This is a genomic window from Arthrobacter burdickii, assembly GCF_030433645.1.
GTDB classification, from domain to species: Bacteria; Actinomycetota; Actinomycetes; order Actinomycetales; family Micrococcaceae; genus Arthrobacter_D; species Arthrobacter_D burdickii.
The window spans coordinates 853,409-869,158 of record NZ_JAROCG010000001.1 but is presented as its reverse complement, the minus strand read 5'-3'; the positions used below and the strand labels follow the sequence as shown (position 1 = coordinate 869,158).

General features: G+C 65.8%; 17 protein-coding genes and 1 riboswitch. Of the genes, 6 read left to right on the top strand and 11 right to left on the bottom strand.

Translation table 11 applies throughout. The features are described 5' to 3' along the window. Window positions 1-8: 8 nt before the first annotated feature. The gene (locus P5G52_RS04030) at window positions 9-515 is read right to left on the bottom strand and encodes a MarR family winged helix-turn-helix transcriptional regulator (protein WP_301224901.1); all 507 of its coding nucleotides are present in this window, start codon (window positions 513-515) and stop codon (window positions 9-11) included. A gap of 79 nt (window positions 516-594) precedes the next feature. On the opposite strand from P5G52_RS04030, the gene P5G52_RS04025 reads away from it, so the two are divergent. Next, window positions 595-1,302, top strand: a complete 708-nt coding sequence (locus tag P5G52_RS04025; RefSeq protein ID WP_301224899.1) for a hypothetical protein — start codon at window positions 595-597, stop codon at window positions 1,300-1,302. Between the two features lie 104 nt (window positions 1,303-1,406). Here P5G52_RS04025 and P5G52_RS04020 read toward each other — a convergent pair whose 3' ends face one another. The 4 genes from P5G52_RS04020 to P5G52_RS04005 all read right to left on the bottom strand — a co-directional run bounded on the left by P5G52_RS04020 (window position 1,407) and on the right by P5G52_RS04005 (window position 5,738). Then, a complete protein-coding gene (locus P5G52_RS04020) occupies window positions 1,407-2,066 on the bottom strand; it encodes a methionine ABC transporter permease (protein WP_087071641.1) in 660 nt (219 codons plus the stop codon). Then, entirely contained in the window at window positions 2,066-3,094 is a 1,029-nt protein-coding gene (locus tag P5G52_RS04015) for a methionine ABC transporter ATP-binding protein (RefSeq protein ID WP_301224896.1), read from the bottom strand. Before P5G52_RS04015 ends, P5G52_RS04020 begins: the two co-directional genes overlap by 1 nt. Before the next feature lie 72 nt (window positions 3,095-3,166). Then, window positions 3,167-4,051 carry a MetQ/NlpA family ABC transporter substrate-binding protein gene (locus P5G52_RS04010; RefSeq protein ID WP_435868638.1) on the bottom strand — a complete coding sequence of 295 codons (885 nt, stop codon included), beginning with the start codon at window positions 4,049-4,051 and terminating at the stop codon, window positions 3,167-3,169. A gap of 198 nt (window positions 4,052-4,249) precedes the next feature. Next, window positions 4,250-4,363: riboswitch (SAM riboswitch) on the bottom strand. Between the two features lie 118 nt (window positions 4,364-4,481). Beyond that, window positions 4,482-5,738, bottom strand: a complete 1,257-nt coding sequence (locus P5G52_RS04005) for a GAF domain-containing sensor histidine kinase (RefSeq protein ID WP_301224894.1) — start codon at window positions 5,736-5,738, stop codon at window positions 4,482-4,484. 126 nt (window positions 5,739-5,864) lie between these two features. Here P5G52_RS04005 and P5G52_RS04000 point away from each other — a divergent pair, with 126 nt between their 5' ends. Further along, a complete protein-coding gene (locus P5G52_RS04000; RefSeq protein WP_301224892.1) occupies window positions 5,865-7,478 on the top strand; it encodes a peptide chain release factor 3 in 1,614 nt (537 codons plus the stop codon). A gap of 121 nt (window positions 7,479-7,599) precedes the next feature. Here P5G52_RS04000 and P5G52_RS03995 read toward each other — a convergent pair whose 3' ends face one another. The 5 genes from P5G52_RS03995 to P5G52_RS03975 all read right to left on the bottom strand — a co-directional run bounded on the left by P5G52_RS03995 (window position 7,600) and on the right by P5G52_RS03975 (window position 11,656). After that, window positions 7,600-8,238 carry a maleylpyruvate isomerase family mycothiol-dependent enzyme gene (locus tag P5G52_RS03995; RefSeq protein WP_301224890.1) on the bottom strand — a complete coding sequence of 213 codons (639 nt, stop codon included), beginning with the start codon at window positions 8,236-8,238 and terminating at the stop codon, window positions 7,600-7,602. A gap of 111 nt (window positions 8,239-8,349) precedes the next feature. After that, window positions 8,350-9,396 carry a glycoside hydrolase family 26 protein gene (locus tag P5G52_RS03990; RefSeq protein ID WP_301224888.1) on the bottom strand — a complete coding sequence of 349 codons (1,047 nt, stop codon included), beginning with the start codon at window positions 9,394-9,396 and terminating at the stop codon, window positions 8,350-8,352. A 478-nt stretch (window positions 9,397-9,874) separates the two neighbouring features. Then, window positions 9,875-10,888 (bottom strand): serine hydrolase domain-containing protein, encoded by a 1,014-nt coding sequence (locus P5G52_RS03985; RefSeq protein WP_301224886.1) that lies wholly within the window; start codon window positions 10,886-10,888, stop codon window positions 9,875-9,877. Between the two features lie 133 nt (window positions 10,889-11,021). Then, window positions 11,022-11,237 carry an AsnC family protein gene (locus tag P5G52_RS03980; protein WP_301224884.1) on the bottom strand — a complete coding sequence of 72 codons (216 nt, stop codon included), beginning with the start codon at window positions 11,235-11,237 and terminating at the stop codon, window positions 11,022-11,024. Between the two features lie 53 nt (window positions 11,238-11,290). Further along, window positions 11,291-11,656 carry a VOC family protein gene (locus tag P5G52_RS03975; protein ID WP_301224882.1) on the bottom strand — a complete coding sequence of 122 codons (366 nt, stop codon included), beginning with the start codon at window positions 11,654-11,656 and terminating at the stop codon, window positions 11,291-11,293. Between the two features lie 128 nt (window positions 11,657-11,784). Here P5G52_RS03975 and P5G52_RS03970 point away from each other — a divergent pair, with 128 nt between their 5' ends. Next, window positions 11,785-12,354 carry a GNAT family N-acetyltransferase gene (locus tag P5G52_RS03970; RefSeq protein WP_301224880.1) on the top strand — a complete coding sequence of 190 codons (570 nt, stop codon included), beginning with the start codon at window positions 11,785-11,787 and terminating at the stop codon, window positions 12,352-12,354. Window positions 12,355-12,408: 54 nt separating this feature from the next. On the opposite strand, the gene P5G52_RS03965 is transcribed toward P5G52_RS03970, so the two are convergent. Beyond that, a complete protein-coding gene (locus P5G52_RS03965; protein WP_301224878.1) occupies window positions 12,409-12,876 on the bottom strand; it encodes a GNAT family N-acetyltransferase in 468 nt (155 codons plus the stop codon). Window positions 12,877-13,251: 375 nt separating this feature from the next. Between P5G52_RS03965 and P5G52_RS03960 the strand changes: the two genes are divergently transcribed. The 3 genes from P5G52_RS03960 to P5G52_RS03950 all read left to right on the top strand — a co-directional run bounded on the left by P5G52_RS03960 (window position 13,252) and on the right by P5G52_RS03950 (window position 15,727). Then, window positions 13,252-13,893 (top strand): polysaccharide deacetylase family protein, encoded by a 642-nt coding sequence (locus P5G52_RS03960; protein ID WP_301224876.1) that lies wholly within the window; start codon window positions 13,252-13,254, stop codon window positions 13,891-13,893. 97 nt (window positions 13,894-13,990) lie between these two features. Next, window positions 13,991-14,575, top strand: a complete 585-nt coding sequence (locus P5G52_RS03955; RefSeq protein WP_301224874.1) for a dienelactone hydrolase family protein — start codon at window positions 13,991-13,993, stop codon at window positions 14,573-14,575. A 252-nt stretch (window positions 14,576-14,827) separates the two neighbouring features. Next, window positions 14,828-15,727 (top strand): pentapeptide repeat-containing protein, encoded by a 900-nt coding sequence (locus tag P5G52_RS03950; RefSeq protein ID WP_301224872.1) that lies wholly within the window; start codon window positions 14,828-14,830, stop codon window positions 15,725-15,727. Window positions 15,728-15,750 lie beyond the last annotated feature (23 nt).

The following is a 15,750-nucleotide window of genomic DNA, read 5'->3' as shown; positions in this document are numbered from 1 at the left end:
GCCATCGATCAAGGGCGGTGGGTCGACCGGATCGAGCCCCCGTCGCCATCCCCTCGACCCGGATCTCCATGGAGGTCCGGGTCGAGGGTGTTGGCGCCCGCGAGCTGGGCGAGCAGGTGTCCGAGCTGGGCAGACTGCTCGCCGGTAAGTGGAGCGACGAATTCGGCCTCGTGCGCTTCGGCGATCTCGCGCAGCCGGCGCAGCACCTCGCCACCCTCCGGAGTCAAGCGGAGTTCGTGATTGCGGCGGTCGGCCCTGCTGCGCTCCCGCTCGACCAGACCGCGTGCCTGCAGCGAGTCGATGAGCGACACCACGCGGCTGGGAACGGCCCCCAGCCGGTCGGCCAGGACCCGCTGGCTCAGCCCCGGCGACCTACCGACCAGACGAAGCACGCCCGCCTCCGTCGGCGTGAGGCCGATCTCCCGCGTGCGCTCGGCGAAGCGCGACGATGCCAGGGCCCCGAGCTGTGAGAGCAGGAAAGCAGTGCGCTTCGGCTGCGAGCTGGCGGAGTCCATGGAACCAGATTACTCCTTGACAGAATGATTCAACCGGCGAATCATTCTTTTTGTAATACACCTCTTCCGAGGAGTGATCATGACTGATACCGCCCTTCCTCGCACCAGCCGCACTGCCAGTTCCGGCGGGCCCCCGCTGGGCATCCTGGCGGTGGTGAGCCTCGGCCTCACCCTCGGGGGCCTGGTGATGAGCACGATCCTCACCGGCGGCCATCCGTTCGTCTCTCCGTTCTCCACGTCGACGCAGGTCGCCGCGTACTTCCAGGAGAACCCCGGAGCCGTGCGGCTCGCGAGCATGATGCAGTTCGGATCAGCTGTGCCGCTGGGCATCTACGCGGCCACCGTCTACGCCCGGCAGCTGCGCCTCGGCGTCCGGGTCGCCGGACCGGGCATAGGACTGTTCGGCGGCATCACGGCAGCTGGTTTCCTCATGCTCTCGGCGTTCGTGAGCTGGGTGCTCAGCCGCCCGGAGATCACCACCGATGTCCCCCTCACCCATGCGCTGTCGTTGCTCGCATTCATCGCCGGCGGGGTGGGATACGTGGTCGGCCTGGGGCTCCTCGTCGCAGGCATCGCCGTCCCGGCGCTCGTCCTCGGGCTCCTGCCGCGGTGGCTCGCATGGGCGGGCCTCGTGATCGCTGCGCTGTCCGAACTGAGCTTCCTCTCGATGACCATCGAGCCGGTCCAGTTCCTGCTTCCCATCGGGCGGTTCGGCGGGCTCCTCTGGCTGGTAGCGGCCGGCTTCCTCCTGCCGCTCGGCAGGTCAGCCGCCAACCGCGCACGATGAACAACGCGGAAGGCCCGCCCGGATGACCGAGCGGGCCGGCGGATGGTCGCGCCATCCAGCGTCGGTCATCCGGCGTCGGCCGTTCGAGGCCGGATCCGAACGGGCTAGCGGCGGAGGACCTTGCGTGCCAGGACGTTGCCGAGCAGCTGGACGGCCTGGACGAGCAGGATGATCACGATGACCGCCGCCCAGGTGACGACGGGGTTGAACTGCCGGTAGCCGTACTGGATCGCGAAGTTACCGAGGCCGCCGCCGCCGACGTATCCGGCCACGGCCGACATGTCGACGAGGGCTACGAAGATGAAGGTGAATCCGAGGATCAGTGGGCCGAGAGCCTCGGGGATGAGGATCGTCAGGATGATGCGCAGTCGTCCTGCGCCGACCGAGCGCGCAGCCTCGATGACCCCGGGCTGGACGGTCAGCAGGTTCTGCTCGACGATGCGGCTGATGCCGAATGCTGCCGCGAGGGACAGGGTGAAGATGATGGCACTGTTGCCGATGCCGGTTCCCGTGACGGCGCGGGCGAGGGGTTGAGCTGCGGCGAGGAAGATGATGAACGGGATCGGCCGGAAGATGTTCACGATGATGTTCAGGGTGCCGAACACGGCCCGGTTGCCGAGGATGCTGCCGGCCCGGGTGGTGTAGAGACCGATGCCCAGCAGGAGCCCTCCGAGGCCTCCGAAGAGGAGACTGAGGCCCACGATGTACAGGGTCTCGTAGGTGGCTTCCCACAGCTGGGGTGTCAGGGGAATGAGGTCTTCCATCAGGCGAGTTCCTTCACGGTGATACGGCCGGCCATGTGGTGCAGGGTCGTGTCGATGACGCTGTCCGCCCCGGTGAGCGCGAGGGTGAGGTGCCCGAAGGCGCGGCCCCGGATGTCGTTGATGCCGCCGTAGATCAGTTCGAACTCGATGCCGGCAGCGGCCAGTTCGAGGAACACGGATGCCTGCGACGAGTCGCCGTCGCGGAAGGAGAAGGTGACGATCCGTCCTCGGTGCCTCTCCCGCAGTGCTGCCAGTTCATCAGGTGCGGGGATGCCGCGGACCACGGTGGAGACGAACCGTTGCGACGATGCTTCACGGGGGTTGGAGAACACGTCGAAGACATCGCCCTGCTCCACGATCCGTCCGCTGTCCATGACGGCCACCTTGGTCGCAAGCGTCTGGATGACGTCCATCTCATGCGTGATCACCACGATGGTGATGCCGAGTTCCTCATTGACCCGGCGCAGGAGGCGGAGTACTTCGTGGGTGGTCTCGGGATCGAGTGCCGAGGTGGCCTCGTCCGCGAGGAGGATCTTGGGTGAGGTCGCCAGGGCGCGGGCGATGCCGACGCGTTGCTTCTGGCCGCCGGAGAGCTGTTCCGGGTAGTTCGATGCCTTGTCCGCGAGTCCCACGAAGTCGAGGAGTTCGGTCACGCGGGCCTGGATCTCGTCCCTGGTCCTGCCCGCGACCCGCAGGGGGTAGGCCACGTTGTTCCAGACCGTCTTGGCGCTGAAGAGGTTGAACTGCTGGAAGATCATGCCGATGTCCAGGCGCAGTGTGCGCAGCTGGCGGTCCGGGACGTTCGTGACTTGGTGCCCGTCGACGATGATGTCGCCGCTGGTCGCCTTCTCGAGGGCGTTGATCAGACGGACGAGGGTACTCTTCCCTGCCCCCGAGTAACCGATGATGCCGTAGATCTCCCCCGCCTCGATGTCGAGGCTGACGTTGTCGATGGCATGGACGAGCGGTTCGCCGCGGCGTCCCGGGGGGAAGCTCTTCGTGACGTTCCGCAGTGAGATGAGTGGCATCGTGTTCCTAGCTGAGGGATGCGTGTGGCCGGCCAGGATCACCGGTCGGCCACACGCGGAAGAGAAGGCTGATCAGCCCTGGGCGCGGGTGTCTTCCTCGACGGTGTCGAGGGACGTCTTCAGCTCCTCCACAGGCACCTTCAGGAACTCGGCGGTTCCGCCCGAGGTCTCCTGCACGGCGTCGAGGACTTCCTGGTTCTCCTGGTAGATGCTCACCAGCTTCTGATAGGTCTCGTTGTTCTCCTCACCGGCGCGCGAGGCGAAGATGTTGACGTAGGCGGCGGCGGCCGGATCGGTCGGGTCATCCTGGGCGATGGCGTCATCGAAGTTCAGGCCGGCGTCCTGCACGAAGTCGTTGTTGATGATCGCAGCGGCGACGTCCGGAAGGGAGGTCGGCGTCAGTGATGCCTCGAGGGTCGTGACGGTCACCTTGGATGCCGCCTCGTCGACGTCGTCGATGGTGGAGAAGGCGCTGCCGCCGTCCTTGAGGGTGACGAGGCCGGCGGACTGGAGGACGAGCAGGCCGCGCGCGAGGTTGCTCTCGTCGTTCGGCACGGCGACGGTCGACCCCTCGGGGATCTCCTCCACCGACTTGTACTTCGTGGAGTAGAGACCCAGCGGGTAGATGGCGGTCGATCCCACAGGAGTGAGATCCTCGCCGCTGGAGACGTTGTAGCGGGCGAGGTAGACGAGGTGCTGGAACTGGTTGAGGTCCAGCTCGCCTTCCGTGAGCGCAGGGTTGGGCTGCGTGTACTCGGCGAAGTCGACCACCTCGAGGTCGATGCCTTCCTCGGCGGCCGCATCGGTCAACGCGGCCCACTCCGGGTCGCTCGCACCCACGACTCCCAGGCGGACGGTCTCGTTGCCTCCCTCGGAGGCCTCCGAGGAGCCACAGGCAACAGTGAAGGCGAGGAACGGGACGACGGCGACGGCCAGGAGCTTGCGGGAGTTGATCATATTTTGTTTCCTTCGGACGGGTACCGGCTCAGCGGACGGCTCAGCGGCAGGGGAATCGGGACAGAAGCACCCAGCAGTCGCGCAGCAGTACTGACGGACAGCTCAGGCTGCTCGGACGTGGTTCTACTGGACTGACATGCTCGCTCACTGGATGCTGCGGGCGTTCTCCGGCAGGGCCTCGAAGAAGCGCCGCGGGAATCGCCGTACTTGCCGTCCGGAGTATCCCGGCGGCCGAATCTTCACCTGGAGCACCCCACTACGGGAGAGGGTTGCTGTCCAACCGGCCAGGGCCCATGGCTGGAACTCTTGATTCTTCTGGGAACGCTAGGCGACAGCATCGAACACGGTCAAAACGACCGTGACCCGGTGCGTCATATTCGACGACCCGCGTCGGCGGAGGGCGCATGACGCGTCGCCCCGGCGAAGGCCGTCAGGCCGGGCTCGACCCGAACCAGACCCGCACGGTGAGCCCGCCCCCGGGAGTCTGGTCGAAGCCCAGGCGCCCGCCGTGCGCCTGCGCGATGCGCACGCACGTCGCCAGTCCTATCCCGGTACCGGACGGATCGCCCTCCCGTCCGAGCCGCACCAGCGGCTCGAGCACGCGGTCGTACTCCTCGGGCGGGATGCCCTTCCCGTTATCGGCGACGTCGAGGCGCCAGAACTCCGCAATGCCGGTGCCCGTGATGTGCACTTCCGACGGGACACCCGGACGCGCATAGGCCACGGCGTTGGCCACCAGGTTCTGGATGAGGACCCGGAGCTGCTCGCGGTCGGCGTGACCGTGGAAGTCCCCGACCGTGATCTCCACGCCGTCGACGTGGTGCCCCAGATCGTCGACGGCGGCCGCGACGGCTTCGGCGAGGGAGACGGTCTCGAGGTGCGCCGTGCCGCCCACGCGCGAGTAGCCGAGCAGGTTCTCGACCATGGAGGACATCCGGAGGGCGCTCGCGCCGATGCGCTTGAAGTACGTGCCCGCCGGGCCTTCCTGGAGCGCCGGCTCATCCTCGGCGAGCTCCGCGAGGCCGACGACGTTGGTCAGCGGTCCCCGCAGGTCATGGCTGATCCGGCCGGCGAATTCGCCCAGCAGTTCGTTGCTGCGCTGCAGCTCGGACACCGTGGCATCCAGCTGACGTGTGCGCAGCTGGAGGTCGAGGACGTCGACGACCTGCGCGGCCAGCGTCTCGAGCCCCGCGGCCTGCTGGTCGGTCAGGTTCCCGGGCTTCTCGTCGAAGATGCAGAGGGTGCCGAGCGGTACGCCGTCCTGCGTCAGGAGCGGGGTGGTGGCATAGAACCGGACGGCACCGAAGCGGCCGTCGACGAAGGGATTCGACCGGAAGCGGGGGTCCTCGGTGCAGTCCGCGACCACCACGGTGTGGCCGTACTTGAAGACCTGCCCGCACAGCGAATCCTCCCGGGCGCACATGAGGGGTTCGAGTCCCTTGGCGGCGATCTGGTGGAACTCGTCCTCCGTGATCACGTTGATGGCGCCGTACCGGGCGTTGCAGAGCTGGACGGCCAGGGCCACGAGGTTCTGCAGGGCGGCGGGGGCGTTCGCGGGAGCGGCAGGCCGCGGCATGGACCCGACGGGGGACGCTTCGCCCAGGGCCATGCCCAGCCCGTACTGCGAGAGCAGATCAGTGTGCTCCGAGCCCCGCGCCGTCCGTCGTCCGGATGCCTGATCAGTCATGACTCCACGTCCTCCCAGTAGCCGCGTGCAGGAATCTGCCTCCTAGGGTAGACCCCGGGCCCACGCGCACAGCGAACACCGGGCCCGCCCGCGAGGTGCCGCTCCGGGATCGGGGACAATGGAGGAGTGGTCCTGTTAACCGAATCCCCCGTCCTCGACGCCGACGCCGTCCGCCGCGAGGCCGGACGCCGTCGTACCTTCGCCGTCATCTCCCACCCTGACGCCGGGAAGTCCACCCTCACGGAAGCCCTGGCCCTCCTCGCCCGCGCCATCCAGGACGCCGGCGTGACCCACGGCAAGTCGAGCCGCCATGCCACCGTGTCCGACTGGATGGGCATCGAGCAGGAGCGTGGCATCTCGATCAGCTCGGCCGCACTCCAGCTGACCTATCGCGACACCATCCTCAACGTCGTCGACACCCCGGGCCACGCGGACTTCTCCGAGGACACCTACCGTGTCCTCGCCGCCGTCGATTCCGCCGTCATGCTGATCGATGCCGCGAAGGGGTTCGAGCCCCAGACCGTGAAACTGCTGGCCGTCTGCAAGCAGCGCAACATCCCGATCATCACGGTGATCAACAAGTGGGACCGGCCGGGCCTGGACGCCCTCGGCCTGATCGACGACGTCGGCGAGCGCACCGGAATGACACCCGTTCCCCTGACATGGCCGGCCGGGATCGCCGGTGACTTCCAGGGACTGCTGGACCTGCGCGCACGGCGGGCCATCGCGCTCGAGGCCGTCGAGGCGGGAGCGCACGCCGCCGAGGAGACGGACATCGACATCGACGCCCTCGATTCCCGTGACGCCGGCGCCTGGCTGGACGCGCGCGAGGAATCCGGCCTCGTCGAGTCCTCGAACGGTTCGTTCGATCGCGAGGAGTTCGAGGCCGCGCGGCAGACGCCGGTCCTCTTCGCTGCGGCGGCCAAGAACTTCGGCGTCTCGCAGCTCCTCGACATCCTCGTGGATGTTGCTCCCTCACCGAGCCCGCGCCCCTCGAAGGAGGACGAGCCGAGGCCCATCGACGCGCCGATGTCCGGCTTCGTCTTCAAGGTGCAGGCCGGCCAGGACAGCGCGCACCGTGACCACATCGCCTACCTCCGCATCTGCTCGGGTACGTTCGAGCGCGGCATGGTCATCACCAACCAGCGCACCGGCAAGCCGTTCGCCACGAAGTACGCGCACCGTGTCCTCGGCCGCAGCCGCGAAGTGGTGGACACCGCCTGGCCGGGCGACGTCGTCGGCCTCGTGAACGCGACGAGCCTCCGCGTGGGCGACAGCCTGTTCGCCGAGCAGCCCGTGCAGTTCCCCGACATCCCGCGCTTCTCACCCGAGCTGTTCGCCGTCGCACGGGCCAAGGATCCCGGGCGGTACAAGCAGTTCCGCCGTGGCATCGAGCAGCTCGAGCACGAGGGCGTGGTGCAGGTGCTGCGCTCGGACCTCCGAGGTGACCAAGCGCCCGTCCTCGCCGCCGTCGGAGCCCTGCAGTTCGAGGTCGCTGCCGAACGGCTCGGCACCGAGTTCAACGCGCCGACGTCGCTCGACAACCTGTCCTACACGCTCGCGATGCGCGTTGCACCCGAGAGCCAGGGCGTGCCCCAGACCTTCCGCGGTGGCGAGATCATGTTCCGGTCCGACGGCGAGATCGTGGCCGTCTTCGGTGACAAGTGGAAGGTGGGGCACTTCAAGAAGGACTTCCCCGACGTCATCCTCGAGCCGATCGGCGCCGCCGTCGACCAGTAGGTGCGCCTTCCGCGCGCGTCGGCGCGACCTCGATGACGGGTGCTGCGTCGAGCCACGGATTCGGCACCGCCGCTTCCTCCCCCGACCGGTCAACGACAGCTGTCGCGTTGCAGTCCGCAGATCATGTGCTTCCGAGAATCCCGGTCAGGCGTTCCACCCCGGAGCCCGTCACGTGCTCGAGCCCGGCCGGACGGCCGGAGGCGACGAGCAGCAGATCCTTGACGCGTCCTCGCACCTGAGGTCCCTCCCCGAATGACCAGCGCACATCGGTCGCGACGAGCTTGAGTCCATCAAGGCGCTCGGGGGCGCCGAGCAACCGGTTCGTCACGACATAGGCCAGGACCGGGACGGCCACGTCGAGGCGCACAGGGTGGCGCCGGTCGAGCGGGCGTGCGATGTCCTGGCCGTGCACGAGCAGGTCCATCAACGGGTCCATAGGACCACTGCCCGGAATGCGCCGGGACGACTGGGCGCTCTCGCGCAGCTGCTGAACGAGTTCTGCAGCGGTGAACCTCGCCGCACGGTCGCGCGCGGTGTTCGCGACCATCCGGTTGAAGTTGCCGCGGGCTTTGATCGCTGCAGCGGCGAGGAAGCCGACCGAAGCCCTGGTCGGGATTGTCAGATGAGCTACAACTTCCCGTACGTTCCAGGCAGGACACAGGGAGGGCATGGCCCATTCGGCGTCGTCGAGGTCTTCCAGGAAGTCACACAGGTCATGCCGTTCGGTCTTCACAGCCGCCGCTATCTCGTCCGGCTTCATGATCCGCGCTCCTCCACTGGTCCTGCGGTGACAGGAGCAGTGTTCCATTCAGGGCATGGAAGCGCCAGAGTGACAATCAGTTCGCCCCCCGTCGCGCGCATCTGCTCGGGTTCAATCGAGGGGTTCGCCGCAGGTGTCGGGTTCTTTCGCGAAGCGGTACCAGTCGGGTAGGGCTGCGGTGAACTCGGACCGGATCGCGGGTTCCTCCACCGCGGTCCAGTCCACGGCGGCGCCGACCTCGGGTTCGACCTTGTTCCATTCGAACCAGTTGACCATCTTCAGCTGCGGGAACCGCTCGGGTATCTCGGGGTCGAAGACCTGTTCCCACCAGGCACGCTTGATGTTCAAGGTCCGCAGGTCCCCGATATCAGCGGTCACCAGGGCCGCTGTCTCCGGAATGGCGACGGGCTTGCCGTGACCGACCCCGTACTGGGCGTAGAAGTCCGGCAGCATCGAATCATCCCCGTTCGTCCCGTTGTACGTGCCGGTGAGCTGGTCGGCGAACTTTCCCTCCTCGGGCATCTCGCTCTCACCCCACGGGTACGTCCTACCCCAGTGGTAGAGGGACATGCCCACCCAGTCCACGGCGTCATCCCCCGGGTAGTAGGGCGCGTAGGGGTCATCGAACGGTGTCAGGACCCCATCACCGGTCGTGTCCAGCACCGTGAAGTCCTGGCCAGGAAAGCCCGGCGTGCCGGGCAGGGACTCGTAGGTGCCGCCCGCGAATGGATAGCCTCCCGCATAGTTCGGCGCCCACATCATCGCCGATCCCGGCGCGATCCGGTGGACGGCGTCGGCCACCCGGCGGAAGGCCGCGATGTACTCGGCGGGCTGCTGGCCCCAGGGGTACCAGGAACCGTTCATCTCGTGGGCGAAGCGCACGATGACCGGGACTCCGCTGGCATTGAAGCGTGCGAGCATGCCGGCCAACTCATCGGCGTGGTCCTCCGTGACCGCGTCCAGTCCCTCCATCGGCTCGAGCGTCAGCAGGAGCATCCCCCCGTTTTGCCGCAACTGCTCCGCGGCCGACGCGAGCAGGCCAGGGTCCTCCTCGCCGAGCGGGAAATCCGCGAAGGTGACAGCCACCGCGGGGCGCTCACCGAGCTTGTCCGAATACTCAGCCAGGGTCTCCCGACCCCACTCGAGGTTCACGCCCATCAACGTCCCGTCCTCGGGTGCGAGGTTCCGTCCGTCAATAGGCTCGCAGGAAACAGCCCGGGGATTGATATTGCACGCGCAGAGCGCAAGCAGAAGGAGCACCGCGAACAGGCGGGCGAGAGATGGGACCACCCGTCGTATCCAAGGTGGTGCCCAACCATGGTGTCGGCGAGCTTGCCCAGCTGCGAGCTGCGACACTGCCCGCGTTGTCCGGGTCGCGGCTCCCGGCGCAAGGCCGCTACCGGCCCTCATGCGCGTGACTGTGCGTCGTCGTGCCACTACAAACTCATCCCCCAGCTTTGCCCAGCGCCACAGCCAGACTCCGCTGACCCCCACCCCTATCCTCCCAGCCCACAATCAACACCCCTGCCCCCTGCCTCAGGGACGACCAAGGATTCCGGCAATTTCAGTCAACGTAAATTCCGTTCACACCCGTGGAGCGGGTTCATTCTTCTGGCAGCGATGTGAGTGCTGCCGATCAGACTGCTGGTCCGCCGTTGAGGGTGCGTGGTGGTGGTGGCACCGTTCGGAGGGTGGTGAATTCGGTGAGGAGCTTGAATCCCTGCCTGTCGACGGACCCGTGACGCGCCGCGAGGACGACGACGCCGGTGCCGGCGTCCCGGTCGAGTCCGATCCAGCTGCTGAACCCTCCGGTGCTGCCGTTGTGCCAGGTGATCATTCGGCCCTCGTGCTTGAGCGCGATCCAACCCGCACCGATACGGACCCGGGGAGTGAAATCCGAAACCGGATCAAGCGCGGACAAACCTTGGGCTGTCCCGTCGAGGACCGAACGAAGGAAGCCGCGCATGATGCTGATGCTCGCGCGGACGCCACCCGCAGGCGCGACGGCCTCACCTACCCAGGCCGCCTGGGGGCGGCCGAATCGGCTGACACCGGTCAGGTCCGTGGGGCCGATGTCCTCCGCACGAATGGGAGTCCGGAATCCATTCCCAAGGACGTCCTGAAGGAGTTGTTCGTAGCTGCTCCCAGCTGCTTCCGCCACCGCATGCCCCAGTAGCTGGAAACCCAGGTTGGAGTACCTGGGCCGAGGGGCGCCGAGGCGCAGGTTGCGCGTCTGGTCCAGAAGCTCGGTCAGCGAATCACCGTAAGGGTTCTCGCCATAGCTCCAAAGTTTGAGGGTCCGGCGAAGCGGATGCATTCCTGGAGGCAACCGTGGAAGACCGGAGCGATGGACAGCCAGGGAACTCAGGCTCACAGAGCCGACCTCTCCGTGACCCTCGAGCGGAAGCAACTCGCGAAGAACTGTCGTTTGCGAGATGAGGCCCCGTTCTGTCACGTCCCGGTACAACATACCGGTGAGCACCTTTGAAATCGACCCGATCTCGAAAGACGATTGATCATCGCAACCCGCCGTCGCGACCATTTCTCCACGAGGTGCGACTACTGCCACTGCCGTCACTGCCGCAGGTGATCCGAACGCGCGGGCCGCCGCGCGCACAAGTTCAGCGCTTCCGATCCATTCATTTCCCATTCGAAAAATCTCTCTCCTCAGGAACCCGTGACGATCAGGAAAGTCGGAGAACGGACCCTGGGAAGTACCGTGGAGCCGTCACTGAACGGTCTTCGGTACATGCCCTGGGGCCGCGGCCGCTTCATGCTGCGGTCTATCGCTTCCCGTACTTCCGGTGGACTGCCTGCTTTGACACGCCGAGGCACTGCGCAATGGCTTCCCATGACAGCCCGGCTTGGCGAGCGTTGCGGACGAGGACCGCCTCGCTGCGCCCCACCTCCCGATGAAGCTCGGCAATGATCTGCAAAGCACCAGCGGGCGCCTTACCGTCCAGCGATCCGACGAGCGTTTTCAAGTCCGCAAACTCCACTCGTCAATACTAGTTGACGAGTGCAGGGGTTCAACTGGTCGTTTCCCAAGGTGCTACGCGAGGTGGCCGGCGACGTTGATGACGCGTCCAGCGGGGTCCCGGACGAAGAACCGGCGGACGCCCCAGGCCTCGTTGCGTATCTCCCGCACAATTTCCAGGCCGGCTGTTTGGGCTAGAGCATAGGCTGCGTCCACGCTGCCGACTTCCAGTGAAATGTCCACCGACCTGAGCTCTGGATCCACGGCAGTGGGACTGCGCCAGGCGACGATCAGTTGAGTCGTGGGCGTGCTTCTCGACGCGAACATGGTCATGCCATCCTCATCCATCGCGACACGGAAACCGAGAAACGATTCGTAGAATTCTCGCGCGGCTGCCGGGTCATCGGTCACGATGACGGGCATCGCCCTGCGAATCTCCATGCATGACTTCCTACCACCTGTCGCGAGCAAACGGGAGCGATCGGCCGGATCCTGCAACTCTCAAGAGCCCTGGCGATGGGCGCTTCGACTCCAGGCAGTGCCGGTGCAGGCAACGATAGTGTGGCGCCATGGCAATCGAAGTCCTTCCCGCGACGGCGTTCACTGACATAGCGGCGGTGCTGGGGCCGAAGCGGCCTGATGCGAATGTGTGCTGGTGCCTCAGCTACCGCATCCCGTCGAAGCTGAACGTTGCACTGCGCGGTCCGGAGCGCGGGGTTCTCGTGCAGGAGCTGGCCGCGCAGGTTCCTCCGCCGGGGGTGCTCGCATATGACGGTGACGAGGTTGTGGGGTGGGCAGGAGTGCATCCGCGCGCCGACACCAGCTTCGCCCGGAACCGGAAGATTCCGCATGTGGATGACCGTGACGTGTGGTCGGTCTGGTGCATCAGGGTACGGCCGGGCCATCGCGGCAAAGGTGTCTCCCACCACTTGCTCGCCGGCGCTGTTGAGTTTGCGCGCGACCACGGGGCGCCGGTGATCGAGGGCTACCCGGTCGACAACCACGGTGAAAAGGTGGACCTCACCATGGCCTACGTGGGCACCCGTGCGCTGTTCGAGCGGGGCGGGTTCACCAAGGCCGCTACGACCGACTCGGTTCTCAACGGGTTCCCACGAGTGCTCATGCGGCGCGAGCTGTGACGAGAACCGTCGAATGTCTGTCAGACATTCGACGGCACATCGATCGCCTGGTTGCTACAGCCTCTTCCTCATCCTCACACTGGTGACCTCGTAACCCAAGGATTCATACAGCCCTCGAGCGGCGGTGTTGAACCCGAAGACGCTGAGCCCAAGGGCGTGGGCTCCCTGGGAACGTGCGTACTCTTCCGCAAGCAGCATCGTTGCTCGGCCGAGGCCTTTGCCTCGATGCCCTGGTTCAATCACTACATCCCACACCCACCATGACGCCTCGTCATCAGGCTCGCCCTGGGCAATCCAGAGATAGCCGACTGCTGTCCCGGCGCTGTCGACGACATCGAACACGGCATTGGTGGCGGTCGGACCATGGGTAGGGAAGGCGCCGTCCAGTGCTTCCGCGGCTTGGCGATGCGCGGCTTCCGGCGATTCACCTGTGGCGACGAGATCTGCTATGAATTCGGTCCGGCTCCGGTCGAGCCATTCCGGGAATCGCTCCGCGCTCATCGGTACAAGTCGAATACTCATGCACCCAGTGTGGGGTCGAGACACGAGATTGCACCCCGGCGCGGCGTTATAGGCTGCAAAGGCCGGTCCTGGGGATCGGGGTCTTCATCCTTGCCTGCGGAGCACCGCGGCGCGTCGTCACTTCCATCGGCGCGCCGCGGATTCTGCCTGCACCGGCGGGGTGTCATTTGGGGGAAAGGTCGTGGCGTGGAGCGCCGAACATTCATCAGTGCAATTGTGGCCAGCGGCGTCGTTCTTGGCCTTGCCGCCTGTACGCAGCCCGCCCGAATAGCCTCAGAGGGTTTACGGACGGCACCGCCCACCGGTTCTCCGGTTCCGACGTCCGTCCCTTCCCCGGCACCGCCGGCAACGACACCGGCGCCAGTTCCGTCGCCCGTGGCACCTGCTGTGCTGAAAGTGCCGCTACCGGCGGGTGTCATCACGAGTCTGCCCACGTCCGAGCAGCTTCTTGCATGGACGGTCGATGATGGATCCGACAGCGAGGTCATCCGGCGCTATCTCGACTTCGCTCGCACAAGCGGTACCCGGCTGACCTTCTTCCTCAACGGCTCCTACCCTGGGTGGTCCGAGCACGCGGAACTGCTCGCACCGCTTGTAGCCTCCGGCCAGGTCCAGCTCGGCAACCACACGTGGTCCCACGCCGACCTCACAGCTCTCAGCGATGCGGAGATCGTCGCCGAGCTGCAACGGAACCATGACTTCATCGTCTCCACGTTCGGCACTGATCCCCGCCCGTACTACCGGCCCCCGTACGGGTACCGGGACGAACGAACCGATGCGGCGGCGGCCTCGATCGGCTACACATCCCCTGTCATGTGGTACGGGTCCCTAGCCGACTCGGCGCTTCGGACCGACCGGGAAATCCTCGACCTCGCCCATCAATGGTTCCTCCCCGCCCATATCGTGATCGGACACGCGAACTTCCTCCCGGTCACACGGGTATTCCCCCAACTCGAACAGCTCATCACTGACCGCGGGCTGACCACGGTCACTCTGAACGACATCTTCAGCACCTGAGCCGATTGCCACCAGGGCCTGAACAAATGTCTTCGACGGACGCTTTGTCATTGCACCGCATCGGGACGACGGGCATCCTAGTTGGCGGAGGGTTTACATGTCCACGATTGCGCTGTTCCATTCTGTGCTCGGAGTCCGGTCCGGCATCCGGGACGCGGCGGATCGCCTTCGCGCCGCGGGTCATGACGTGCTCGTCGTCGACCAGTACGACGGCCGCGTATTTGACGACTATGACGAGGCCGGTGCATTTGCACAGTCCATCGGCTTTCCTGCGCTTATGGCGCGTGCTGTTGACGCGGTGAGCACCCTTGAGGATGGGTTCGTGGCTATGGGCTTCTCGAACGGAGGCGGCATGGCAACCCACGTCACCGTGTCCCGGAAGGTCGGTGCCGCAATTCTCTGTTCGGGTGCTCTGCCGCTCGAAATGATCGGCGCAGCCGTTTGGCCTCCAAGCGTTCCCGCACAGCTTCATTACTCGGTCGACGACCCGTTCAAGGCCGAGGGCGCGGTTCATTCCGTGCTGCGTTCGATAAACGAGGCCGGCAACGTCGCAGAGTATGTCCAGTATCCGGGCAGCGGACACTTGTTCGCCGATGCTTCGCTGCCAGATGAGTACGATGCGGCCGCGGCGGAAGCGATGTGGGCACACGTCCTGCGCTTCCTTCGGGAACACAGCGCTTAGGGCTTGAGCTCGCCGTGTACTCGCGGGCTGCGACACCTGTCATGAGTGCACACACGGGGCTTGGCATACGGGCAGGCACTTCGTGGTGCTATTTTTGGCGCAGTGACATTCTTACTTTCTCTGTGATCCAGAGTCGATGCAGCGGTTCCCGTTCGCTTCCCTCGGAAGTGGTGATTCCGTGTGCCGTCCAGGGAACTCCCTCGCGAGTTCCCTGCCCCCGGCCCCCCACCGAACCGACCCAGAGAAGATGCCATGCCCTCCACCTCGAAGAACTTCACCGCGCCCTCCGTCCCTGCTCTGAACAGGGAGTCGTTGCGCCCTGACTGCAGCAACTGCTTCGCGCTCTGCTGCACGGCCCTCGGCTTCTCCCGCACGATCGACTTCGCCGTCGACAAACCAGCAGGGACTCCCTGCCAGAACCTGGCACCCGACTTCTCCTGCACCATCCACGACAGCTTGCGGCCGCGAGGCTTCCGGGGATGCACGGTCTTCGACTGCTTCGGAGCGGGGCAGAACGTCTCCCAGAACCTCTTTGGAGGAATCAGCTGGAAAGCGAGCCCGGAATCAGCGAAACGGATGTTCCCGGCGTTCGAGATCGTCCGTCAACTCCACGAGATGCTCTGGTACCTGACAGAAGCCGGCACCAGGACCTTCGACCCGGACACCTCGCACCAGGTCGACCAGCTCAGAAGAACCATCGAAAGTGCGATGACCGACGCGCGGCAGGTCCTCTCCCTGAACCTCGGCGATCTGCACGCGCGGGTTCGGTCCGTGCTGATGGACGTCAGCGAAGAAGTGAGAGCTTCCTATCTCGCCACGGGGGACGACCATCTGGATATCGAGTTCACTCCCGGGGCCGACCTCATGGGCAGGAAGCTACGGTCCCGGCCAATGTGCGGGGCGAACCTTCGAGGTGCCTACCTCATCGCCGCCGACCTTCGGGACTGTGACCTATCGGGTGCAGACCTCCTCGGCGCCGACCTCAGAGATGCACGTTTCGAAGGGGCCGACCTGTCCAAGGCCCTCTATCTGACCCAGGCCCAGCTCAACGCCGCCCAAGGCAACACGAGCACACGCCTGCCCGCCGACCTCGACAGTCCTCTTCATTGGTCGAACAACAGCCAGGAGCACACCCGACAGAGGACCGAATGAACGCCAGAGTTCACCGGCGTTTC